This is a genomic window from Streptomyces sp. NPDC101166 (assembly GCF_044768125.1).
In the GTDB taxonomy this organism is placed as follows: domain Bacteria; phylum Actinomycetota; class Actinomycetes; order Streptomycetales; family Streptomycetaceae; genus Streptomyces.
On the sequence record NZ_JBIWPF010000015.1, the window covers coordinates 97305 to 120199 of the forward strand.

Below are 22895 nucleotides of genomic sequence, written 5' to 3' on the forward strand. Positions count from 1 at the left end.
ACCGGGGCGGTCCTGGCCGCGTGCAGCACCGTCCAGTCCAGGTCAGTGCGGCTGCTGCGGGTCGGGCAGGTGGTCGAACCCATGCGGCGGACTTCCTCTCCTACGACGTCGGTGCTGGTCTCCAGCACGTACGTCCCGCACAACAGCGTCCGCCGCCCGCGCATTCCCGAAGCTTTACCCGAGTGAGCCGATCCACTTCACGACCGCCTCCGTGACGACCGCCACGGCCTCGTCCTGTGAGATCTCCGCCCGCTTGGGCACGGCGAAGCCGTGATCCGCGTACGGGACCTCCACCAGCTCGTACGCGCCCGCGGGGAACTCCGACGGCTTCCCGAACGGATCGTTGCCGCCCTGGACGACCAGGGTGGGCACCTGGGAGCCGAGCAGCTCCCGCGCGCGGGACTTCTCCGGCCGGCCCGGCGGGTGGAGCGGGAAGCTGAGGGCGAGCACGGCGTGCGCGCCGAGCTCGGCGGCGGTACGGCAGGCCACCCGGGCCCCGGCACTGCGCCCCGCGGAGACCACCGGCAGTCCGGGCGCGGCCAGCGCGGGCCAGATGCCTCGCCAGCCGGTGTCCAGGGTCTTCGGCGCGGGCGCGACCTTCTTGCCGGCCACCCTCCAGGGCTGCTCGACGAGCGCGACGGTGACCCCGTGCGCGGGGAGGGCGGCCGCGAGGGCCTTGAGGTCGCGCGCCTCGATGCCGCCGCCGGCACCGTGGCTCACAGCGAGCACGAGGCGCGCGTTCTCGGCGTGGCGCCAGGTGATGCGGGCCTCGCCCGCGTCGGTGGGGACGGTCTCGGTCGTCTGCCGGCGGATCGTCTCGTCGCTCGTCTCGTCACTCGTCACGTCAGAAGAGTGTGCCCTCCTCGGGCCCCTCCAGCTCCTTCAGCAGCTCCGGTCCGTTGTTGCGGACGTTGCTGACGGCCGTGGCGACGGGGTAGGCGCGCATCAGCCCGGTGGGCGGGGGCGCGAGGAGCGCGCGCAGGTCCTCGACGTCCGTGCGGGCGGGGTCCAGCCAGGCGTCCCAGCGGTCGGGGGTGAGCATCAGGGGCATCCGGGGGTGGATGTCGGACAGGGAGCCGGGCCCGTCGGCCGGGGCGACGGCCAGCGGTCCGCTCTCGGCCTCGGTGGTGATCACCGAGCAGGTCGCCCACCAGGCCAACGGGTGCTCGTCCGGCAGGGTGCGGTCCCGCCAGAACTCGTAGAGCCCGGCCATCGCGAAGACCGAGCCGTCGGCCGGCAGCACGAAGTAGGGCTGCTTGCGGGGCCGCTTCTTCTTCCCCTCGACCTCGAGGTCGCGTTCCTGCTGCCCGGTGACCCACTCGTAGTAGCCGTCGGCGGGGAGGATGCAGCGCCGGGAGGAGAAGGCGCGGCGGTAGGACGGCTTCTCGTGGACGGTCTCCGCGCGCGCGTTGATCATCCGGGCGGCGCCCTCGGGCGTCTTCGACCAGGACGGGACCAGGCCCCACTTCAGCTTGCGCAGCTGGCGAACCGGGCGCGGGTCGGCCACGTCCTTCAGGGGGCGGTCCAGGACGGCGTAGACCTCCTTGGTGGGGGCCACGTTGTAGTCGGGCTCCAGGGTCTCCTCCGGTTCCCACTTCTCGATCTCGAAGATCCCCGCCAGATCCTCCGGCCCGCGACTGGCCGCATACCGTCCGCACATCTCGAAGCACCCCTCCGTCAGCCACCCGGACACCTCCAAGAGTGGCAGACCGTCACTGACCGCCGACGGACGCCCGCCCCCGCCCCGTCGAAGATCAAGAGGGGCACAGCGTGCATCGACGGTCGTGGACGAGGGTGGACCGGGCGCCCGCCCCCGCCTCTTCACCGACGCGCCGGCCTCTCGGATGCCGCCCGCACACACGTGCCACACTGCCAGACTCCGATGACGACAGGGAGCCAGCAGGGGACATGGACGACACCGCCAGCATTGCCACCGCCACCGCCGCGCTGCCCGATCTGTGGGACCGGCTCACCGGCACCCAGCCCGACCCCGATCTGTGGGTGGTGCTGGCCACCATGGGCGCGGCCCTCGCCATAGTCGTCCCCCACGCTCTGTGGCGTGTCTCCCGCAGCGCCATCACGATCGCCCACGAGGGCGGCCACGGGCTGGTCGCGCTGCTGACCGGCCGGACGCTGACCGGCATACGCCTGCACTCGGACACCAGCGGTCTGACCGTCAGCCGGGGCAAGCCGCACGGCATCGGCATGATCCTCACCGCCGCCGCCGGCTACACCGCTCCCCCGCTGCTCGGCCTGGGCGGCGCGGCGCTGCTGGGCGCGGGCCGCATCACGCTGCTGCTGTGGGCGGCGACGGCGCTGCTGCTGGTGATGCTGGTGATGATCCGCAACGCGTACGGGGCCCTGACGGTGATCGTCACGGGCGGCACGTTCCTGGTGGTCTCCTGGCTGGCGGGCCCCCAGGTGCAGGCGGCTTTCGCGTACGCGGTGGTGTGGTTCCTGCTGCTGGGCGGCGTCCGGCCGGCATTCGAGCTGCAGGCGAAGCGGGCGCGCGGCGGGGCGGGCGACTCGGACGCCGACCAGTTGTCCCGGCTGACGCATGTGCCGGCAGCCCTGTGGTTCTTCCTCTTCCACGCGGTGAGCCTGTGCTCCCTGCTGGGCGGCGGACGGTGGCTGCTCGGGCTTTAGGCGCTCGCGGAAGCCGTGGCGCCGCGACGGCGGACATCGGCCCGGCCCCGCGGAGACTAAAGTGGGCGCATGCCCGTGAACTCCGCCCACACCGCCCTCTGGCCCGCCCCGCACGCGAGCGGAGCCGTCGACGCGACGGTCCAGGTGCCGGGGTCCAAGTCGGTCACCAACCGCGCGCTCGTCCTGGCCGCCCTCGCCTCCGAGCCGGGCTGGCTGCGCCGCCCCCTGCGCTCCCGCGACACGCTGCTGATGGCGGGCGCCCTGCGCGCGATGGGCGTCGGCATCGAGGAGACGGTGTCCTCCAGCTCCTCCGTCGGCGGCGGTCCCGGCGGCAGCGGCGAGGCCTGGCGCGTCCTGCCCGCGGGCCTGCGCGGTCCGGCCACGGTCGACGTCGGCAACGCCGGCACGGTGATGCGGTTCCTGCCGCCGGTCGCCACGCTCGCCGACGGCCCCGTCCGCTTCGACGGCGACCCCCGCTCCTACGAGCGCCCGCTGAACGGCGTCATCGACGCGCTGCGCGTGCTCGGGGCCCGGATCGACGACGACGGGCGCGGCGCGCTGCCGCTGACGGTGCACGGCTCGGGCGGGCTGGACGGCGGCCCGGTGGAGATCGACGCGTCGTCGTCCTCGCAGTTCGTCTCGGCGCTGCTGCTGTCCTCACCGCGCTTCAACCAGGGCGTGGAGGTCCGGCACACGGGCGGCTCCCTCCCGTCCATGCCGCACATCCGGATGACCGTGGACATGCTGCGCGCGGTCGGCGCCCAGGTGGACACCCCGGAGTCGGGCGGTGAGCCGAACGTCTGGCGGGTCACGCCGGGCGCGCTGCTCGGCCGGGACCTCACGATCGAGCCGGACCTGTCCAACGCCCAGCCGTTCCTGGCGGCGGCGCTGGTGACCGGGGGCCGGGTGCTGATCCCGGACTGGCCGTCCCGCACCACCCAGCCGGGTGACCGGCTGCGGGAGATCTTCACCGAGATGGGCGGTTCCTGCGAACTGACCGAGTACGGGCTGGTCTTCACCGGCACGGGCTCGGTGCACGGCATCGACGTCGACCTGAGCGACGTCGGTGAGCTGACGCCCGGCATCGCCGCGGTCGCCGCCCTCGCGGACTCCCCCTCCACCCTGCGGGGCGTCGCCCATCTGCGTCTGCACGAGACGGACCGGCTGGCCGCGCTGACGAAGGAGATCAACGAGCTCGGCGGCGACGTCACCGAGACCGCCGACGGCCTCCACATCCGCCCGCGCCGACTGCACGGCGGGGTGTTCCACACCTACGACGACCACCGGATGGCGACGGCCGGCGCGGTCATCGGGCTGGCGGTGGACGGCGTGCAGATCGAGAACGTGGCGACGACGGCGAAGACCCTGCCGGACTTCCCGCAGCTGTGGGCCGGGATGCTCGGGGTATAGGGGCTTCCGCCATGCGCCGCTACGGCAAGCACACCGACGAGGACGACATCCGCAGCCGCCCGAACCGCAAGGGCAACCGGCCCCGGACCAACATCCGGCCCAAGCACGAGGACGCCGCCGAGGGCATGGTCCTCACCGTCGACCGCGGACGCCTCACGTGTCTCGTCGGCGACCGGATCGTGATGGCGATGAAGGCCCGTGAGCTGGGCCGCAAGGCGGCCGTGGTCGGCGACCGGGTGGCCCTCGTCGGTGACATGTCCGGCAAGAAGGACACTCTCGCGCGCATCGTCCGCATCGAGGAGCGCACCTCGGTGCTGCGCCGCACCGCGGACGACGACGACCCGTACGAGCGGGTGGTGGTCGCCAACGCCGACCAGCTCGCGATCGTCACCGCCCTGGCCGACCCGGAGCCCCGGCCGCGGCTGATCGACCGCTGCCTGGTCGCCGCGTACGACGGCGGCCTGGAACCGCTGCTGGTCATGACGAAGTCGGACCTCGCCGCTCCGGACAAGCTGCTGGAGCTGTACGGCGACCTCGACATCCCCTACGTGGTCACCAGCCGCGAGGAGCTGGAGAACGGCGACGCGGCGGACCGGGTGCGCGAGTATCTGGCCGGGCGGATCACGGCGTTCGTGGGCCACTCGGGCGTCGGCAAGACGACCCTGGTCAACGCGCTGGTCCCGCAGGACCGACGGCGTCTGACGGGGCACGTCAACGCGGTGACCGGCCGCGGCCGCCACACCACGACGTCGGCCCTCGCCCTGCCGCTCGAGGGCACGGACGACTGGGCCATCGACACCCCGGGCGTCCGCTCCTTCGGGCTGGCCCACGTCGACCCGTCCCGGGTGATCCACGCCTTCCCCGACCTTGAGCCGGGGACGATGGGCTGCCCGCGCGCGTGCAGTCACGACGAGCAGGACTGCGCGCTGGACGCGTGGGTCGCCGACGGCCACGCGGACCAGGCACGGCTGTACTCGCTGCGCCGGCTGCTGTCGACGCGGGAGCGCACGGAGGGCGACTGACCTCCGCGTTGTTTGTCGGCGTGCGAGTCCGGTAAGTGCATAATCGCACCGAGCCGCACACACGGGAGGACAGCACATGGCGTGGCTGCTGGTCATCGTCGCAGGAGTGCTCGAGACCGGCTTCGCCGTCTGTCTGAAGCTGTCGCACGGCTTCACCCGGCTCTGGCCGACGATCGCATTCTGCGTGTTCGCGCTCGGCAGCTTCGGTCTGCTCACCCTGTCGCTGCGGAAACTGGACGTCGGTCCGGCGTACGCGGTGTGGACGGGCATCGGCGCGGCGGGGACCGCGATCTACGGCATGGTCTTCCTCGGCGACCTGGTGTCGGTTCTGAAGATCGTCTCGATCAGCCTGGTGATCACCGGGGTGATCGGCCTGCAGCTGTCGGGGTCGGCGCACTAGACGCGGCGAGCGCCCCGTGCGACGCGGGGATCGGACCGTGCTTCGCGGTGTTCGTGCCGGGAGCCGCGGCGGTCTTGGTGGTCGTCCCGGGAGCCGCGGTGCCCGGCCCGTGGGTCGCGGTGTTCACCCCGTCGGTCGCGGTGATCACACCGCGCACCAGTTCCGCGACCCCGCCCTCCCCCGGCGGGACCGCCACGCACGACACCGCCAGTCGTACGGCCAGTTCGCAGGTGCGGGAGAGGTCGGCGGTGTCCCGGGTCGCGCCGGGGCCGGCGAGGGCTGTCACGGCACGGTCGCGGACGCCCGCCAGGAGGTCCGCGGGCGAGGGCAGCGGCCCGTCCGCCCGCCGCTGCGCGGGCACGGCGGAGGAGGAGGGCACCGCGGCGAGCGTCGGGGCCGGCAGGCGCTCGCTCCAGCAGCCGGTGAGCAGGGCCCGTACGAGCGGGTTCCCGCGGGCGACGTTCGTCGTCCACTCGGCTGCCGCGGTGAGCCGCTCACGGGTGTCGCCGTGCGCGGACAGCGCCCGTTCGACGCCGGCGAGATAGCCATCGGCCTCCCGCCGGACGAGCGCCCTGGCCAGGCCGTCCTTGCTGCCGAACTCGTTGTAGAGGGTCTGCCGGGACACCCCGGCCGCCGCGGCGACGTCCACCATGCGCACCACGGCCCACGACCGTCGCGCGAGCGCCGTGAAAGCGGCGTCGAGTAGGCATTCCCGGGCAGCAGGCATCATCGCCTCCCTGGGGGTAGCGGCTCTGCGCCCAGGTTTGACGCGCGCCCGCGCACTGTCAAGAGTCCGCGGAGGGGGTGATGGTGAGTGCCGGCCATGAGTACCGAAGGGGTAGACGACGAGAAACATCTGAAGTACCCACCTCCGCGCTCCTCACTCCCCCCGAGCCCCCGTTGGCTCCGTCGCCACCTCGGCAGATAGGTTCGAGTCATGCCGGACTACCTCGACGACCTCCGCCTCGCGCACGTCCTCGCGGACGCCGCTGACGCCGCGACCATGGACCGCTTCAAGGCCCTCGACCTCAAGGTGGAGACCAAACCGGACATGACGCCGGTGACCGAGGCCGACAAGGCGGCCGAGGAACTCATCCGCGGCCAGCTCCAGCGCGCCCGCCCCCGCGACGCGATCCTCGGCGAGGAGTACGGCGTCGAGGGCACCGGCCCACGCCGCTGGGTGATCGACCCGATCGACGGGACCAAGAACTACGTACGCGGCGTCCCCGTCTGGGCCACCCTGATCTCGCTCATGGAGGCCGCCGAGGGCGGCTACCAGCCCGTCGTCGGCGTGGTCTCCGCCCCCGCACTCAACCGCCGCTGGTGGGCCGCGAAGGGCCACGGCGCGTTCGCCGGCCGCAGCCTGTCCCGGGCCACGCGCCTGCAGGTCTCCCATGTCTCGGAGCTCTCCGACGCCTCGTTCGCGTACTCCTCGCTGGGCGGCTGGGAGGAGCAGGGACGGTTCGACGGCTTCCTCGACCTCACCCGCGAGGTGTGGCGCACGCGCGCGTACGGCGACTTCTGGCCGTACATGATGGTCGCCGAGGGCTCGGTGGACCTGTGCGCCGAGCCGGAGCTGTCCCTCTGGGACATGGCGGCGCCCTCGATCGTGGTGACGGAGGCCGGCGGCTCGTTCACCGGTCTCGACGGCCGGCCCGGCCCGCACAGCGGGAACGCGGCCGCGTCGAACGGCCTGCTCCACGACGAGCTGCTGACGTATCTGAACCCGCGTCAGTAGGACGCGTCACCCGCCCGTCCGGGAGAGCCGCCCCCGCCCGGTGAGCACAGATGAGCGCGTGCGCCCTCAATTGACTGCGCGCGCCCCCTTGTTGACCCGCGCTTTACCTGCCACGCTGACAGCACCCCCACTTGTGAACATGTGAACCCTTGTTTCGGGGGTTCTTAGGAGGTGGCTCCAGCCCATGCTCGTCCGCGACGCCATGAGCACCGTGGTCCTCACCATCGGCCCCGCACACACCCTCCGCCAAGCCGCCGCCCTGATGTCCGCACGCCGCGTCGGCGCGGCGATCGTCCTCGACCCGGACGCCGGCGGCATCGGCATCCTCACCGAGCGGGACATCCTCAACTCCCTGGGTCTGGGCCAGAACCCGGACGCCGAGCCCGCCCACGGCCACACCACCGGCGACGTCGTCTTCGCCGCTCCGACCTGGACGCTGGAGGAAGCGGCGCGGGCGATGGCGCACGGCGGCTTCCGCCACCTCGTGGTCCTCGACCGCGGCGAACCGGCCGGCATCGTCTCGGTCCGCGACATCATCCGCTGCTGGGCCCCCGCCCGCCACCAGGTGCCTGCCTGAGCGCCGGCCCGGGCGACGGCGTCCGGGCACGCGGACGGGCCGGACCCCCCGAAGGGGACCCGGCCCGTCCGTTCACGCCGGCCCGTCCGCTCAGACGAGGTCGAACCGGTCCAGGTTCGAGACCTTGACCCAGGCGGCGACGAAGTCGTCGACGAACTTCGCCTTGGCGTCGTCGCTGGCGTAGACCTCGGCGAGGGCGCGCAGCTCGGAGTTGGAGCCGAAGACGAGGTCGGCACGCGTGCCGGTCCACTTCAGCTCGCCGGTGGCCGCGTCACGGCCCTCGAAGGTGTGCTGGTCCTCGGAGGTGGACTTCCAGGTCGTGCCCAGGTCGAGCAGATTGACGAAGAAGTCGTTGGTCAGCGTGCCCGGCTTGTCGGTGAGGACGCCGTGCGAGGACTGGCCGTGGTTGGCGCCCAGGACGCGCAGTCCGCCGACGAGGGCGGTCATCTCGGGGGCGCTCAGCGTGAGCAGGTTCGCCTTGTCGAGCAGCAGGTACTCGGCCGGCAGCCGGGTGCCCTTGCCCACGTAGTTGCGGAAGCCGTCCCAGAACGGCTCCAGCGCGGCGAACGACTCGGCGTCCGTCTGCTCCTCGGTCGCGTCCACGCGGCCCGGCGTGAAGGGCACCTCCACCTCGAAGCCCGCGTCCCCGGCGGCCTTCTCCACCGCGGCGGCGCCGCCGAGCACGATCAGGTCGGCCAGGGAGACCTTCTTGGCGCCGGAGTTGAACTCCGCCTGCACGCCCTCGAGGACGCTCAGGACGTGACGCAGCTGGTCGGGCTCGTTGACCTCCCAGCCGCGCTGCGGTTCCAGGCGGATGCGGGCGCCGTTGGCGCCGCCGCGCTTGTCGCTGCCGCGGAAGGTGGACGCCGAGGCCCACGCGGTGGAGACGAGCTGCGAGACGGTCAGACCCGAGTCGAGCAGCTTGGCCTTCAGGGCCGCGACGTCGGCCGCGTCGATGGTCTCGCCCTCGGCCTCGGGCAGCGGGTCCTGCCACAGCAGGGTCTCCTGCGGGACCTCCGGGCCGAGGTAGAGCGACTTCGGGCCCATGTCACGGTGCGTCAGCTTGTACCAGGCGCGAGCGAAGGCGTCGGCGAACTGGTCGGGGTTCTCGTAGAAGCGGCGCGAGATCTGCTCGTAGACGGGGTCGAAGCGCAGCGACAGGTCGGTGGTGAGCATCGTGGGCAGGCGCTTCTTCGACGGGTCGTGCGCGTCCGGGATGATCGCCTCGGCGTTCTTGGCGACCCACTGCTTGGCGCCGGCCGGGGACTCCGTCAGCTCGTACTCGTACTCGAAGAGGTTCTTGAAGAAGCCGTTGCTCCACTGCGTCGGCGTGGCGGTCCAGGTGACCTCCAGGCCGGACGTGATGGCGTCGCCGCCCTTGCCGGTGCCGTACGTGCTCTTCCAGCCCAGGCCCTGCTCCTCCAGGGAAGCGGCCTCGGGGTCGTCGCCGACATGGTCGGCCGGGCCGGCGCCGTGGGTCTTGCCGAAGGTGTGACCGCCCGCGATCAGGGCGACCGTCTCCTCGTCGTTCATCGCCATCCGGCGGAACGTCTCGCGGATGTCGCGGGCCGCGGCGATCGGGTCCGGGTTGCCGTTGGGGCCCTCGGGGTTGACGTAGATGAGGCCCATCTGGACCGCGCCGAGCGGGTTCTCCAGCTGGCGGTCGCCGGAGTAGCGCTGGTCGTCGAGCCAGGTGGTCTCAGGACCCCAGTAGACGTCCTCCTCGGCCTCCCAGACGTCGGCGCGGCCGCCGCCGAAGCCGAAGGTCTCGAAGCCCATCTGCTCCAGCGCCACGTTGCCGGTGAGGACCATGAGGTCGGCCCAGGAGATGCTCTGGCCGTACTTCTTCTTGACCGGCCACAGCAGACGGCGGGCCTTGTCCAGGTTGGCGTTGTCGGGCCAGCTGTTGAGCGGGGCGAAGCGCTGCTGACCGGCGCCGGCGCCGCCGCGACCGTCGCTGATCCGGTAGGTGCCGGCGCTGTGCCAGGCCATACGGATCATCAGCGGGCCGTAGTTGCCGAAGTCGGCGGGCCACCAGTCCTGCGAGGTGGTGAGCACCTCGGCGATGTCCTGCTTCACGGCCGCGAGGTCAAGGTTCTTGAACGCCTCGGCGTAGTCGAAGTCCGCGCCGAGCGGGTTCGCCACCGCGGGGTTCTTGGCGAGGATCTTCAGATTGAGCCGGTCCGGCCACCACTGGCGGTTCCCGCCACCCTGCGTGGGGTGCGCGGCGCGCCCGTGCGCGACCGGGCAGCCGCCCGTCTGAGCCGGCTTCTCGTCGGTGACGATCGCGTCGTGGTTCTCAGCCATGAAAATCCTCCGGGACTAGGCGGTTCACGGTGCTCAGGAACGACGGGGGCGGTCGTTCCCGCGGGCGGCAGTCGCTCGGGGGTCACTCAGGTCACCGACGTCACTTCTGCTGCTCCTGTCGCTTGGCCAAAGCCGAGACAGATCCTACAATGGACAATGTCTAAGTCAAGTGACACTCCAAAGTCACACACGTTCGGGACCTGGTCCCCTTACTGTTAGGCTGATCAGCATGAGTGACCTTCTTGAACGGCTGCGCGGACGCGGCTGGCGGATGACCGCACAGCGGCGCGTCGTGGCCGAGGTCCTCGACGGCGATCACGTCCATCTGACGGCCGACGAGGTCCACGCGCGGGCCGTCGCCAGGCTGCCCGAGATCTCCCGCGCGACCGTGTACAACACGCTGGGTGAGCTGGTCACGCTCGGCGAGGTGCTCGAAGTCGCCACGGACAGGCGCGCCAAGCGGTACGACCCCAACGCCCACCGGCCCCACCACCACCTGGTGTGCGGGCAGTGCGGCGCGATCCGCGACGTCCACCCGAGCGGCAACCCGCTCGCCGACCTGCCCGACTCCGAGCGCTTCGGCTTCGCCGTCTCCGACGTCGAGGTGACCTACCGCGGCATCTGTCCCAACTGCGCGGCGCTCTGATACACCCCCGCGCGGACCTGCCTTCACGAAGGCCGCGCGGGCTCGGCTTCGTGCAGGCTCGCTTCGCGCCGTTTCGCACAGTGAAAAACACCGAGGGCCGGAATCCCATGGATTCCGGCCCTCGGCCTTCAGTAGCGGGGACAGGATTTGAACCTGCGACCTCTGGGTTATGAGCCCAGCGAGCTACCGAGCTGCTCCACCCCGCGTCGATGAATGCAACGTTACGCGACCCCCTGCCGCAGAAGCAAATCCCTTGATCCCGGCCCGTGCAGCTTGCGGCGGCCGGGATTGAGGGGGGAGCCCTCTCGTCGGCACGGGCAAGCACCCCACACCCCCGCCCGCACCCGGGCAGGCGCGCAGGCACCGCTCTTGCGCCGCAGGTCGGGCGGACAGCACCTGACGCAACGCATCCCGCGACCGCGCCACCTGCGGCAGTCGCGCCGCTGCGGCGGCCGGGCGTGCCCTGGGCGGGCGCGGGCGGCACACCGCCGGAGCGGGGGACGCACACACCCCGCGCGGCGCTCCACCGATGCCGCCGATGCCGCCGATGCCGCCGATGCCGCCGATGCCGCCGATCCAGGCTTGCGGGCGCGCGCCCGGCACCGACACCGCACCGGCGCAGGCGCGACGGGTGTTCGCGTCGCAGATCAGATGGACCACGCCTCACGCAACTCGTCCCGCGACCGCGCCGCCTGCGGCAGTCGCGCCGCTGCGGCGGCCGGGCGGGCCCTGGACGGGCGCGGGCGACACACCGCCGGAGCGGGCGAACGCACACACCCCGCCCGGCGCTCCACCGGGGCCGCCGGGGCCGCCGGGGCCGCCGGGCCAGGCTTGCTGGCGCGCGCAGGGTGCCGTCGGCGCAGCCCCGCAGGCCGGCGTGGTGTCGGCGTCGTAGGTCAGGCCGACAGTTCCTGGCGGAGCGCGTCCCGCAGGCGGGCCGCTCGTTCGGCGACCTCCGCCGGTCCCAGGGATACCGCCCGGTCCGCCCACCGCTGGCCCTCGGCCAGCTCGCCCCGACGCGCGTAGACGAGGGCCAGCCGCAGCGCCGCCCGCCCGTGCCCGTCGTCGGCGGCCCGGGTCCACCACACCACCGCCTCCGGCTCGCTCCCCTCCCGGGCCAGCAGCAGTCCCAGATTGAAGGCCCCGTTGCGCGACCCCGCCTCCGCGGCCTCCCGGTACCAGCGCGCCGCCTCCACCACGTCACCGCGGGCGGCGGCCAGCATCCCGACCCGCACCTGCGCCCGCCGGTGCCCCTGGGAGGCCGCCCGCTCGTACCACTCCTCGCACTCGGTCTTCTCGTGCACGGTCTCCCCGAGCTCGTGCGCCGGCTGCGGCGGCCGGCGCGCGTCCAGCACGGCCGCCAGCCGGTACGCGGCCTCCGCGCTCCCCCCGCCCGCGGCGCACCGCAGATGCCGTTCGGCCCCCTGCTCGTCCCCGTCCCGCAGCCGGGCCATGCCCACCTGCAACGCCGCTTCGGTGTGCCCGGCGGCCGCGGCCCGCTCGTACCAGCGCAGCGCGACGACGTCCTCGCCCCGCCCGGCGAACAGGATCCCCAGGTTGAACGCGGCGTCGACGCTCCCCGCCTCCGCGGCCTTGGAGAACCACGGCTCGGCGCCCGCGGTGTCCCCGCCCTGGAGCAGCAGGATGGCCAGCGCGTTCGCCGCCTCCCGGTGCCCGGCGTACGCGGCGCGCCGGTACCACTGCTCGGCCTGCGCGACCCGCCCCTGCTCGGCGCAGAGCAGCCCGAGGTTGTAGGCGCCGTTGTCGTCGCCGGCGTCCATCGCGGTGCGGTACCAGCGCTCCGCGGTCTGGGTCTGGCCGCGCTCGGCGTAGAGCGCGCCCAGTGCGTTGGCCGCGTTGCCGTCGCCGTCCTGGGCGGCCCGCAGCCACCACACGGCGGCGTTCTCGGTGTCGCCGGCGTCGCGCAGCAGGAACCCCAGCGCGCAGGCGGCGCGCGGTTCGCCGTCCTTGGCGGAGGTCAGGTACCAGCGCCCGGCCTCCTTGAGGTCGCCCCGCTTCTCCAGGATCGTCCCGAGGTGCAGCGCGGCCCGCCGGTGGCCGCGCGCGGCTGCCTGCCGGTACCACTGCTCGGCCTCCGGCGACGCGGGGCCGCCGGTGTCGCTCACGCCGAGCTCGTCGTCGGTGGCGCGGGCGTCCCTGCGGTCGAGGGCGCGCGCGAGGCGGTACGACGCCTCCCGGTGCCCCCGCTCGGCGGCGGCCCGCATCCAGCGCTCGGCGGCGGGGTCCCCGCGGTGCTCCAGCAGGTCGGCGAGGGCGTAGGCGCCCAGCACGTGTCCCTGTTCCGCGGACTGGCGCAGCCAGTACTCGGCGGCCGGCTCGTCGCCGCGCTCACGGTGGTGGCGGCCGAGCGCGTGCGCGGCGGCCGCGGAGCCGGCGACGGCGGCGACCCGCCACCAGCCGGCGGCGTCGTCGGGGTAGCCGCGCTGGTGGAGGAGGACGCCCAGGTTGTTGGCGGCGGCACGGTCGCCGGCCGCGGTGGCGGCACGCAGATGAGGTTCGGCTCCGTCGAGCTCGCCGCGGCGCAGCAACAGGGCCCCGAGGACGCTCATCGCCTCGACGTCACCGGCCTCGGCGGCCAGCCGTCGGCGTGCTTCCTCGACGGCCTCCACCGTCTCGTCCCGCTGTTCGTCGCGGTGGTCGTCCTTCTCGTCCCGGTGTTCGTCGCGGTGGTCGTCGTCGTACTCGACCCGGTACCCGCCCCGGCTCGCGTCCGGGGTGGCCTTCTCGTCGGAAGGCTGCACAAATCGCCCTGTCTCGAACAGAGTTGCCTTGTCCCCCATAACGTCCATCGTCGCACCACCCGCAACCCGGATACACCTGGTATACCGCAGCCCGTAAGGTCACTTCAGCGTTTTGTCGACATGCCCACAGAGAGACAAGTCAAACACAGACACCCCCAACTCCCCGAGGCGGCGCGGCGATAGAAGCCGCGATTACCTGTGCCCGCACACCACGAAGGCCCGGATCCTCTGGAGGATCCGGGCCTTCGCTTTCAGTAGCGGGGACAGGATTTGAACCTGCGACCTCTGGGTTATGAGCCCAGCGAGCTACCGAGCTGCTCCACCCCGCGCCGTGTTCCACAACCGTATCACGGCGCGAGGTGAGCTTTTCCGATCAGCCGCTGGGGCTGGGACTCGGCTGCGCGCCGGCGCTGCCCGCCGGACTGCCGCCGGGCTTGGCGGCGGCGCTCGGAGTGCTGCCAGGTTTCGGGCTGCTGCCGGGGGTCGGCTTGGAGCCGCCGGCGGCTCCCGCCTTCTTGTCCGCCTCGGCCTGCGCCGCCTCGGCCCGCTTCAGCGCGTCCTCAAGGTCCTTCTGCGCCTTGGCGTACGCCTCCCAGTCGGGCTTCTTCAAAGCCTCCTGGCCGGCGGTGAAGGCCTCCTGGGCGTCCTTCAACGCCTCCTGGACCGTGGCGTTCTGGGACGTCGGCGGCGGCTTGGTGCCCTCGTCCGCGGGCGGCGGCGTCGTGCCCTCCGTGCCGAAGACCTTGTTGAGAGCCTCGTCGAGGGTGTCCTCGAAGGCGGTGTTGCCGCCGTAGGTCACCAACACCTTGCGCAGCAGCGGGTACTTGAGCCCTCCGCCACGCACGTACACGGGCTCCACGTAGAGCAGTCCTCCATCGAGCGGCACCGTCAGCAGGTTGCCGTACTCGACCTCGGAGTCACCGCCTCTGAGCAGCCTGATGGACTCGGCGATGTCCTGCTCGGAGTTGAACTGGCTCTGGACCTGCTTGGGTCCGTCGACCGTCGTGCTCGTCGGCAGCTTCAGGACTCTGATCTTGCCGTAGTCCGGTGTGCCGGCCTCGGAGTCGACCGCCATGAACGCGCTCAGGTTGTCCCGGCCGTTGGGCGTGAACGTCGTCGTCAGCGAGAACGCCTGCGCCTGCTGGTCGGGCATCTTCATGCTCAGGTAGTACGGCGGCACCGCGTCGCCCGACTTGTTGGTCGGGTCGTCCGGCACCTGCCACACCTCGCTGCCGCTGAGGAACGTCGTGGCGTCCTTCACGTGGTAGCGGGTGAGCAGTTCACGCTGGACCTTGAACAGGTCCTGCGGGTACCGGAGATGGGCCATCAGGTCGGGGGAGATCTCCGACTTCTTCTCCACCGTCCCCGGGAACGCCTTCATCCAGGTCTTGAGGACCGGGTCCTTGGTGTCCCACTGGTAGAGCTTGACCTCGCCGGTGTACGCGTCGACCGTCGCCTTCACCGAGTTGCGGATGTAGTTGACCTGGTTCTGCTGGGCCACCACCGCGCGGTTGTTGTTGGTGGCGGTCAGCGAGTCGGCGGTCGTGTCGCCGAGGGTCGTTCGCGAGGCGTACGGGTAGCCGTTGGTGGTGGTGTACGCGTCGACGATCCACTGGATCCGGTTGCCGACGACCGCCGGGTAGGCGTCGCCGTCGATGGTCAGCCACGGGGCGACCGCCTCGACGCGCTCCTTGGGCGTGCGGTTGTACAGGACCCGCGAACCCTCCCCGATCGCTCCGGAGTAGAGGATCTGCGGCTCGCCGAACGCGACCGCGTACGCCGCCCGGTTCAGCGGGCTGGAGAGGTTGACCCCGCTGTCGCCGGTGTAGCTGGTGGTCTTCTCACCGTCGTCGTCGGAGTAGTCGATCTCCTTCTGGGGACCGCCGACGATCGAGTACGTGGTCGTCTTCTCGCCGTAGTAGACACGCTGCTCGTACTTCCCGAGGACACCCTGCGAGGGCAGGTCGGACTCGGTGAACGCCGGACGGCCCTCGGGGTCGGCGGTGGTGCCCTTGGCGGCGACCACGCCGTAACCGTGGGTGTAACGGAAGTGGTTGTTGATCCAGTTCTGCTTGTCGACGCCCGCCAGGTTCAGCTCGCGCAGACCGATGACCGTGTCCTGGTCCTCGCCGTTGACCTTGTAGCGGTCGACGTCCAGGTTGGTGGGGAAGGCGTAGTACTTCCGCATCTGCTGGAGCTGCTGGAACGTGGGCGACACGATGTTCGGGTCGAGGACTCGGATGCTCGCCGTGGCCCCGACGTCGTCGCGCAGCGTCGTCTTGTCCTCGGTCTTGCTGACGCCCGAGTACTCGGTGACCTGCGTGCCGTCGATGCCGTACGCCTCACGCGTCGCCTTGAGGTTCTTCTCGACGTACGGCGCTTCCTTGGCCTGCTCGTTCGGCTGGACCTGGAACTTCTGGACGATCGCCGGGTACAGGCCGCCGATGAGGATCGCGGAGAGCACCATCAGACCGAAGCCGATCACCGGCAGCTGCCAGGTGCGCCGCCACAGGGTGGCGAAGAACAGCAGGGCGCAGATGACGGCGATGCAGAACAGGATCGTCTTGGCCGGCAGATAGGCGTTGGCGTCGACGTACCGCAGGCCCGTCCAGTTGTCCGTGGCCTTGAAGTCGCTGGACTTCACGGCCAGGCCGTACCGGTCGAGCCAGTAGGCGACCGCCTTCAGCGCGACGAAGACGCCCAGCAGCACCGACAGGTGGCCGGTGGCCGCCGCGGTGGCGCGCGCGCCGGGGCTGGTGACGCGCAGCCCGCCGTACAGGTAGTGGGTGAGCGCGGCCGCGATCAGGGACAGGATCGTGGCGGCGAAGCCGAAGCCGAGCAGGAACCGGTACCAGGGCAGGTCGAAGGCGTAGAAGGCCACGTCGAGCTTGAACTGCGGGTCCTTCTCGCCGAAGGGCACGCCGTTGACCCACATCAGCCAGGTGCGCCACTGGCTCGACGCCGAGGCGCCCGCGATCAGCCCCACCAGCGCGGTGATGCCGAGCAGCAGCCACTTCTTGTACGGCGCGATGCCCATGCGGTAGCGGTCGAGACTCTGCTGCTCCATCGACATGGCGCTCAGCGGCGGGCGGAGCCGGTGGGCCAGCCAGATGTTGAGGCCGACGGCGAACGCCATGAGCAGGCCGAAGACGAAGAACAGCCCGATCTTGGTCGACAGCGTGGTCGTGAACACGGAGGAGTAGTTCACCGACCGGTACCAGAGCCAGTCCGTCCAGAACCCGGCGAACATGGTGAACGCCATGCCGAGAACGGCAAGGACGCCCAGCGTCATGAGCAGGGTCCGGACGCGCCGGGACGGGCGGCCCACTCTGATCCGCGGTCCCGTCGGGCCTCCGCCGCGGTCCGGCATCTGGAAAGCCAAGGTGCGCACCTCGAAAGTCGCTGTTGTCGATTCGTCAGGTCCGCGTGTTCGTGGACCGTGTGGGGCGCCCCGTGATCGCGGGCCCCCACCTATGCAACTTACTCACCCTTTACTCGGTTCCCGATTCCGGCCAGGAACGAGGCAGGATTGTGACCATGTCCAACACTCCTATGGCAGCGAGCCCTCTCACCCGGGCCGTACTCGAGATCGACGAGTACGCCTCCGGCCTCGGCTGGGACCAGCCCGCCCGCCTCTTCGCCCTCGTAGACACCGCACGGTTGCGGACGCAGGAACCCTCGCTCGCCGCCCAGCTCGGTCTGGACGACGAGTCCGCCACGACCGGTCTCACTCCGATCGAGCAGGACGAAGTGCCAACGGACAAGCCGCTCGACGAGTTCCTCGCCACGATCGCCTGGCCGGACGCGGTGGTCGGCTGCGCGCTGACCGTGGAGCGTCTGATGCTGCCGCCCTCCGCCGAGGCCCAGGTCCCCCAGGGGCTGAGCGGGGCGAAGCTGACGCGGTGGGTGGCCGACCACCCCGACCGTCAGGAGGTGCGGATGACGGTGGCGGTCCTGCGCGACGGCACGCGTGAGTCGGCCCTGCGGCTGCGTGAGAAGGACGCCCCGTCGGAGGTCCTCACGGGCGCCAAACTGGTCCCGGGTCTCGCGGAGGCCCTGTCGGCGACCTTCGAGGAGTAGGAAGGGGCCCGCCCCGGCCCCGCGAGGCTCACCCGGTCGTGCACTTCGGCAGGCCGGCCGTGTCGCCGCCGCGGATGTCCGCCAAAGCGCCGAGGGCGTCGCCGATGGTGTCCACCTTGACGAGCGTCAGCCCGCCGGGGACGTCCTCGGCGGCCTCCGCGCAGTTGTCGGCGGGCGTCAGGAAGTACTGGGCGCCCTTGGCGCGCGCGCCGACCGTCTTCATCTGGATGCCACCGATCGGCCCGACCTTGCCGTCGTCGTCGATGGTCCCGGTGCCGGCGACGAACTTGCCGCCGGTCAGGCTTCCCGGAGTGAGCTTGTCGTAGATGCCGAGCGCGAACATCAGGCCGGCGCTCGGGCCGCCGACGTCGGCGAGCTTGATGTCGATGGTGAACGGGAAGGTGTGGTCGGTCCCGGCGGTGATCCCGACGATCGCGCGCTGCTGCCCCTTGTCGCCGGACCTGGCGGTGGTGATGGAGACCGTCTCCACCTTGTTCGGCGTCCGCTTCTCCTTCTCGGCGGCCGCCTGCTCCTTGGCCGGCACGATCCCGAAGGCGACCTTCTCTCCCGGCTTGTGCTTGGTGACCAGCTTCGCCACGTCCCCGGGCGCCTTCACGTCCGTGCCGTCGACGGTCTTGATGACGTCGCCGGCGTGCAGCCTGCCTTCGGCGGGCGAGCCCTTCACCACGGTGGAGACGATCACCCAGGACCGCACCGGCACGTCCAGTTCCTTCAGGGCGGCGACCTTGGCGCTCTCCTGGGACTGGCTGAACTCCTCGGCGTTCTCCTGGGTGGACTGCTCCTCGGTCTTGCCGTCCGGGTAGAGCGTGTCGTGCGGCACGACCTTGTAGTCGTGCGCGAGCCAGCCGTAGACCGTCTCGACGAGGTTCATCCGGTACTCGGCGCCGGTGACCCGCACGGTGGTCATGTTCAGGTGACCGGTCGACTCGTAGGTCTTGCGCCCGGAGATCTGCAGCACCGGCTCGCCGTCGTGCTCGCCGAGGGTGTTCACCGTGGGCCCCGGGGACATCTCCGAATACGGCACGGGGATGAGCACTCCCGCGCACAGAAGCGCGATCAGCATCAGGGTGGAGGCGAGCATCGTCGCGGTGCGGCGTGGCATGCCTCGACAGTACGGGACGCCTCTGTCAGCGCACCGTCAGGGCCAGTTGCCGGATCATGAACCGGTGTGGGACCTCTCCATGGCCGCCCGGAAGCGCGCGTAGCCGTCGAGTTCCGGCCCGTCGCCGCGGACCCTGCGGGTCCGGTTGGCCCAGCTGCCCCACAGACCGGCGCCGACCCCGGCCACCAGCGGAATCAACAACCAGGCGAGCACCGCCATGCCGACCTCCCGACCTGAAGTGAGCCCACAGCAACTGACTGATCAGCAGATTAACCATCCGCACTGACAACGCTCACGGCAGGGGTCGGGTTACGCAACCGGAAGATGATCGAGGCGTGGGCGTGCGTCGGCGGGCGGCCGTCAGCAGGCGCCGACCCATTCGTCCGTCCCGTCGGAGAACCTCTGGTGCTTCCAGATGGGCACCTCGTGCTTGAGGTCGTCGATCAGCTTCCGGCAGGCTTCGAACGCCTCGCCCCGGTGCGGGCACGACACGGCGACGACGACGGCCAGGTCGCCCACCTTCAGCTCCCCGACCCGATGCACGGCGGCCAGCGCCCGCACCGGGTAGCCGGCGACGACCTTCTCGGCGATCCGCCGCATCTCCGCCTCCGCGGTGGGGTGGGCGGAGTACGCGAGCGCGTCGACGTCGGCGCCCCCGTCGTGGTCGCGCACGGTCCCCACGAACAGGGCGGTGCCACCGGCCGCGTCGTCCCCGACGGCCCGGAAGACCTCGTCCAGGGAGAGCGCGGTGTCACGGACGGCGATCAACTTGAGCGGGTCGGAAGAGCCCTGCTCACCCGGGTGATCGTTGCTGGAAGCCATACTCCCCATACTGCCGCACCTGGGCCGGGCGCCCTCAGCCCGCTACCGCCGCCGGGCCTTCCGGGCCCGCCGCACCACGGCCGCCGCACCCAGCAGAGCGACCGTCGCCCCCGCCGCGCCCGCCGCCGTCGCGTCCTTGCGCCCCAGCCGACGCCCGGCCACCGTATGCCGCCCGGACACCTCCTCCAGCAGCTCCGCCAGGACCTCCTCGTTGGTCCACCCGGGCCGCCACCCCGCGTCGTGCAGCCGGCTCCCGCTCACCACCCACGGGTACATCGTGTACGCCAGGTCCCCCGCCGGGGACGGCGTCAGACCGATCCGGTGCAGCCGGGCGGCGGCCCCCAGCGCGACCGCCGACGGCAGCTCCATCCGCCGGATCCCGCTGAGCTCCTCCACCTCCTCCTGCTCCAGCCATCCGTCGCAGCCCACGGCCAGCTCCCCGTCCACCTTCTCCAGGACGGCGTACTCCAGCGCACCGCACAGGTCCTCGACATGGCAGAACTGCCACGCGGGCCGTGACCCGGCGACGACGAGCAGCCGGGGCGACTCGAAGTACCGGGTCAGAGCGGTGTCCGTGCCTCCCACCAGCACCGCCGGCCGCACCACGGTGACGTTCAGACCCGGATGCGCGCGTGGGGCGCGCCGCGCCAGCCGCTCGATCTCCAGCAGGTCCCCGACGCCGGTCGCCTCCGCCGTCGCCTTCAGCTCCGCGTCCTCCGACAGCGGCAGCTCGTTGTCGGGCAGCGCCCCGTAGACCATCGCGGAGGTGCACAGCACCACGCGGTGCACCCCGGCCGCCGCGGCGGCGGTGAGCACGGTCTGAGTACCGCGCACGTTGTACGCCGTCCGGGCGGCGGAGTCGCTCCCCAGGTCCAGGTCGAGCGCCAGGTGGACCACCACGTCCGCGCCGCGCAGCTTGTCGGCGATGGCCGGGTCCCGGACGTCGAGGATGTGCCACTGCGCCGCGTCGCACTCGCCGCGCCGCTCGTCGATGGCGACGACCTGCTTGATCTCGTCCGACGCGGCGAGCCGCTCGGTGAGGAGCGCGCCCACTCCCGTCGCGGCGCCGGTGACGGCGACGACGGGCCCGCGCCCCGCGGACGGGGCCGAGTGGTTTCGCGCTGCGCGAACCTGCGGATCTGGGGAACTCACCAGGTGTCTCCAGCGGTTGTTTTCCATACGAGCGCGAGTGGCGCGTACGTACCAAGTGGCATCCATCCTGCCGCAGGCCGAGAGTCGGCGAAGCACCGAGGCCCGATCGAGCCGGGGTGTCTACGCTGGGTGGTGTTGCAGGGCAGCCGCGCCGCCGGCCGAGAGCCGGTGGCCTTACCAGCCGAGGAACCCCGTGAGTGACACCCCATTCGGATTCGGCCTTCCGCCGGAGGAGCCGGAAGACGGCGACGAGGGCAAGAAGAAGGACCCGCAGAGCGGCGGTGGGCAGGGACCGGCCAACCCGTTCGGTTTCGGGCTGTCCGGCCCCGGCGGCTTCGGCGGCCCGGGAGGCCCGGGTGCCGACAATCCGCTCGCCGCCATGTTCGGTTCGCTGAACCCCAGCGACCTGGGCGCCGCGTTCCAGCAGCTCGGCCAGATGCTCTCCTACGAGGGCGGCCCGGTGAACTGGGACATGGCCCAGCAGATCGCCCGTCAGACGGTCGCCCAGGGCACCTCCGACGGCGTCAAGGACGCCAGTGTCGGCCCCGCCGAGCACTCCGCCGTGCAGGAAGCGGTCCGTCTGGCCGACCTGTGGCTGGACGACGCGACCTCCCTGCCGTCCGGCGCCGGATCGGCCGTGGCGTGGTCGCGCGCGGAGTGGGTCGAGGCGACGCTGCCGGCGTGGAAGGAACTGGTGAACCCGGTCGCCGAGCGCGTCGGCACGGCCATGGGCGACGTCCTGCCGGAGGAGATGCAGGCCATGGCCGGCCCGCTGATCGGCATGATGCGTTCGATGGGCGGCGCCATGTTCGGCTCGCAGATCGGGCAGGCCGTCGGCGTCCTCGCGGGCGAGGTCGTCGGCTCGACCGACATCGGCCTGCCGCTCGGCCCGGCCGGCAAGGCCGCGCTGCTGCCGGCGAACGTCGAGGCGTTCGGCAAGGACCTCGGCGTCCCGAAGGACGAGGTGCGGCTGTATCTCGCCCTGCGCGAGGCCGCCCACCAGCGTCTCTTCGCGCACGTGCCGTGGTTGCGCTCGCATCTGTTCGGCGCGGTCGACGGCTACGCGCGCGGGATCAAGGTCGACACCGCCAAGCTGGAGGACGTGGTCGGCCAGTTCGACCCGCAGAACCCCGAGCAGCTTCAGGACGCGCTCCAGCAGGGCATGTTCCAGCCGGAGGACACCCCCGAGCAGAAGGCCGCCCTGGCCCGTCTGGAGACGGCCCTGGCGCTGGTCGAGGGTTGGGTGGACGCGGTGGTGCACGCGGCGGCCAAGCCGCGTCTGTCCTCCGCGGACGCGCTGCGTGAGACCCTGCGCCGCCGTCGCGCCTCGGGCGGTCCGGCGGAGCAGACGTTCGCCACCCTGATCGGTCTGGAGCTGCGCCCGCGCCGGCTGCGCGACGCGTCCCGGCTGTGGGCGTCGCTGACCGACGCGCGCGGTGTCGACGGCCGTGACGGCTTGTGGGCCCACCCCGACATGCTGCCGACCGCCGCCGATCTGGACGACCCGGACGGCTTCGTCCACCGCGAGCAGCTGGACTTCTCCGAGCTGGACAAGATCCTCGGCGAGGCGGCGAGCGGCTCGACCGGCGGGAAGCCGGACCTGGACAAGGGGCCGGAGAAGCCGGAAGCGGGCAAGCCGGAGCCGGACGCGAAGGACGACGACACCGAGTGAGCCTGCACGACGAAGCGGTCCTCGTCCTGAAGGAGTACGAGGACCAGGAAGAGCTGCGCCAGACGTACCTGGAGCATCTCCAGACCCACCCGGACGGCATGTGGAAGGCCTGCGGGGCCGGCCACATCACCGCCAGCGCCCTGGTGATCGATCCCGCGCGCGGGCGGGTGCTGCTGACGCTGCACCGGAAGCTGCGGATGTGGCTCCAGATGGGCGGCCACTGCGAGCCGGGCGACGCGACGCTCGCGGCCGCCGCCCTGCGCGAGGCCACCGAGGAGTCGGGCATCGCCGGCCTGACCCTGCTCCCGGGCGGCCCGGTGCGCCTGGACCGGCACCACACGCCGTGCGCCTGGCACCTCGACGTCCAGTACGCGGCACTCGCTCCCGCCGGCGCCCTGGAGGCCATCAGCGACGAGTCCCTGGACCTGCGCTGGTTCCCCTACGAGGAGGTCGCGGACGTGGCGGACGACTCGGTCGTACGCCTGGTGGAGGCGACGCGCGCACGACTGTGAACGCGAACGTGTAAGGGGCGGCCACT

Annotated in this window: 19 protein-coding genes, 2 tRNA genes and 1 pseudogene; 10 read left to right on the top strand and 12 right to left on the bottom strand. The window is 71.8% G+C overall.

Annotated features, from left to right (window positions below; translation table 11 throughout):
* Positions 1 to 174: 174 nt before the first annotated feature.
* Positions 175 to 843, bottom strand: coding sequence for an alpha/beta family hydrolase (locus ACIRS4_RS25785; RefSeq protein WP_404200354.1), 669 nt, complete (start codon positions 841 to 843; stop codon positions 175 to 177).
* A gap of 1 nt (position 844) precedes the next feature.
* The gene (locus tag ACIRS4_RS25790) at positions 845 to 1660 is read right to left on the bottom strand and encodes an SOS response-associated peptidase (RefSeq protein WP_404200357.1); all 816 of its coding nucleotides are present in this window, start codon (positions 1658 to 1660) and stop codon (positions 845 to 847) included.
* 248 nt (positions 1661 to 1908) lie between these two features.
* On the opposite strand from ACIRS4_RS25790, the gene ACIRS4_RS25795 reads away from it, so the two are divergent.
* The 4 genes from ACIRS4_RS25795 to ACIRS4_RS25810 all read left to right on the top strand — a co-directional run bounded on the left by ACIRS4_RS25795 (position 1909) and on the right by ACIRS4_RS25810 (position 5478).
* A complete protein-coding gene (locus ACIRS4_RS25795; protein WP_404200360.1) occupies positions 1909 to 2646 on the top strand; it encodes a M50 family metallopeptidase in 738 nt (245 codons plus the stop codon).
* A gap of 69 nt (positions 2647 to 2715) precedes the next feature.
* Positions 2716 to 4056, top strand: coding sequence for a 3-phosphoshikimate 1-carboxyvinyltransferase (aroA, locus tag ACIRS4_RS25800; protein WP_404200363.1), 1341 nt, complete (start codon positions 2716 to 2718; stop codon positions 4054 to 4056).
* An 11-nt stretch (positions 4057 to 4067) separates the two neighbouring features.
* Complete coding sequence (rsgA, locus tag ACIRS4_RS25805) at positions 4068 to 5078, top strand: ribosome small subunit-dependent GTPase A (RefSeq protein ID WP_404200366.1); 1011 nt, start codon at positions 4068 to 4070, stop codon at positions 5076 to 5078.
* A gap of 76 nt (positions 5079 to 5154) precedes the next feature.
* Positions 5155 to 5478 (top strand): multidrug efflux SMR transporter, encoded by a 324-nt coding sequence (locus ACIRS4_RS25810; RefSeq protein ID WP_358795919.1) that lies wholly within the window; start codon positions 5155 to 5157, stop codon positions 5476 to 5478.
* 142 nt (positions 5479 to 5620) lie between these two features.
* On the opposite strand, the pseudogene ACIRS4_RS25815 reads toward ACIRS4_RS25810, so the two are convergent.
* A pseudogene (locus ACIRS4_RS25815) lies at positions 5621 to 6208 on the bottom strand (TetR/AcrR family transcriptional regulator); the annotation flags it as partial.
* Between the two features lie 207 nt (positions 6209 to 6415).
* On the opposite strand from ACIRS4_RS25815, the gene hisN reads away from it, so the two are divergent.
* The gene (gene hisN / locus ACIRS4_RS25820; protein ID WP_404200369.1) at positions 6416 to 7216 is read left to right on the top strand and encodes a histidinol-phosphatase; all 801 of its coding nucleotides are present in this window, start codon (positions 6416 to 6418) and stop codon (positions 7214 to 7216) included.
* Between the two features lie 184 nt (positions 7217 to 7400).
* On the top strand, positions 7401 to 7793 hold the full coding sequence (locus ACIRS4_RS25825) for a cyclic nucleotide-binding/CBS domain-containing protein (protein WP_404200372.1): 393 nt from the start codon (positions 7401 to 7403) through the stop codon (positions 7791 to 7793).
* Positions 7794 to 7883: 90 nt separating this feature from the next.
* Here ACIRS4_RS25825 and katG read toward each other — a convergent pair whose 3' ends face one another.
* Positions 7884 to 10100: a catalase/peroxidase HPI gene (gene katG, locus ACIRS4_RS25830; protein WP_404200375.1), complete on the bottom strand. Its 2217-nt coding sequence runs from the start codon at positions 10098 to 10100 to the stop codon at positions 7884 to 7886.
* Between the two features lie 229 nt (positions 10101 to 10329).
* Here katG and ACIRS4_RS25835 point away from each other — a divergent pair, with 229 nt between their 5' ends.
* Entirely contained in the window at positions 10330 to 10746 is a 417-nt protein-coding gene (locus ACIRS4_RS25835; RefSeq protein WP_130443706.1) for a Fur family transcriptional regulator, read from the top strand.
* Positions 10747 to 10878: 132 nt separating this feature from the next.
* Here ACIRS4_RS25835 and ACIRS4_RS25840 read toward each other — a convergent pair.
* From ACIRS4_RS25840 to ACIRS4_RS25855, 4 genes are all read right to left on the bottom strand, one after another.
* Positions 10879 to 10952, bottom strand: a tRNA-Met gene (locus ACIRS4_RS25840).
* A 690-nt stretch (positions 10953 to 11642) separates the two neighbouring features.
* Positions 11643 to 13556, bottom strand: a complete 1914-nt coding sequence (locus ACIRS4_RS25845; protein ID WP_404200378.1) for a tetratricopeptide repeat protein — start codon at positions 13554 to 13556, stop codon at positions 11643 to 11645.
* Between the two features lie 207 nt (positions 13557 to 13763).
* Positions 13764 to 13837: transfer RNA gene (locus tag ACIRS4_RS25850), tRNA-Met, on the bottom strand.
* A gap of 44 nt (positions 13838 to 13881) precedes the next feature.
* Entirely contained in the window at positions 13882 to 16878 is a 2997-nt protein-coding gene (locus tag ACIRS4_RS25855) for a UPF0182 family protein (RefSeq protein WP_404200677.1), read from the bottom strand.
* A 167-nt stretch (positions 16879 to 17045) separates the two neighbouring features.
* Here ACIRS4_RS25855 and ACIRS4_RS25860 point away from each other — a divergent pair, with 167 nt between their 5' ends.
* Complete coding sequence (locus ACIRS4_RS25860) at positions 17046 to 17588, top strand: PPA1309 family protein (protein ID WP_404200381.1); 543 nt, start codon at positions 17046 to 17048, stop codon at positions 17586 to 17588.
* 28 nt (positions 17589 to 17616) lie between these two features.
* On the opposite strand, the gene ACIRS4_RS25865 is transcribed toward ACIRS4_RS25860, so the two are convergent.
* The 4 genes from ACIRS4_RS25865 to ACIRS4_RS25880 all read right to left on the bottom strand — a co-directional run bounded on the left by ACIRS4_RS25865 (position 17617) and on the right by ACIRS4_RS25880 (position 20685).
* Positions 17617 to 18711, bottom strand: coding sequence for a PDZ domain-containing protein (locus ACIRS4_RS25865; RefSeq protein WP_404200384.1), 1095 nt, complete (start codon positions 18709 to 18711; stop codon positions 17617 to 17619).
* 54 nt (positions 18712 to 18765) lie between these two features.
* Positions 18766 to 18930 (bottom strand): hypothetical protein, encoded by a 165-nt coding sequence (locus tag ACIRS4_RS25870; protein ID WP_404200387.1) that lies wholly within the window; start codon positions 18928 to 18930, stop codon positions 18766 to 18768.
* 141 nt (positions 18931 to 19071) lie between these two features.
* Complete coding sequence (locus ACIRS4_RS25875; protein ID WP_404200390.1) at positions 19072 to 19533, bottom strand: molybdenum cofactor biosynthesis protein MoaE; 462 nt, start codon at positions 19531 to 19533, stop codon at positions 19072 to 19074.
* 42 nt (positions 19534 to 19575) lie between these two features.
* The gene (locus ACIRS4_RS25880) at positions 19576 to 20685 is read right to left on the bottom strand and encodes an SDR family oxidoreductase (protein WP_404200393.1); all 1110 of its coding nucleotides are present in this window, start codon (positions 20683 to 20685) and stop codon (positions 19576 to 19578) included.
* 193 nt (positions 20686 to 20878) lie between these two features.
* Here ACIRS4_RS25880 and ACIRS4_RS25885 point away from each other — a divergent pair, with 193 nt between their 5' ends.
* Both ACIRS4_RS25885 and ACIRS4_RS25890 read left to right on the top strand, forming a co-directional pair.
* The gene (locus ACIRS4_RS25885; protein ID WP_404200396.1) at positions 20879 to 22357 is read left to right on the top strand and encodes a zinc-dependent metalloprotease; all 1479 of its coding nucleotides are present in this window, start codon (positions 20879 to 20881) and stop codon (positions 22355 to 22357) included.
* Positions 22354 to 22869 carry an NUDIX hydrolase gene (locus ACIRS4_RS25890; RefSeq protein WP_404200399.1) on the top strand — a complete coding sequence of 172 codons (516 nt, stop codon included), beginning with the start codon at positions 22354 to 22356 and terminating at the stop codon, positions 22867 to 22869. Before ACIRS4_RS25885 ends, ACIRS4_RS25890 begins: the two co-directional genes overlap by 4 nt.
* The last annotated feature ends 26 nt before the right edge of the window (positions 22870 to 22895 follow it).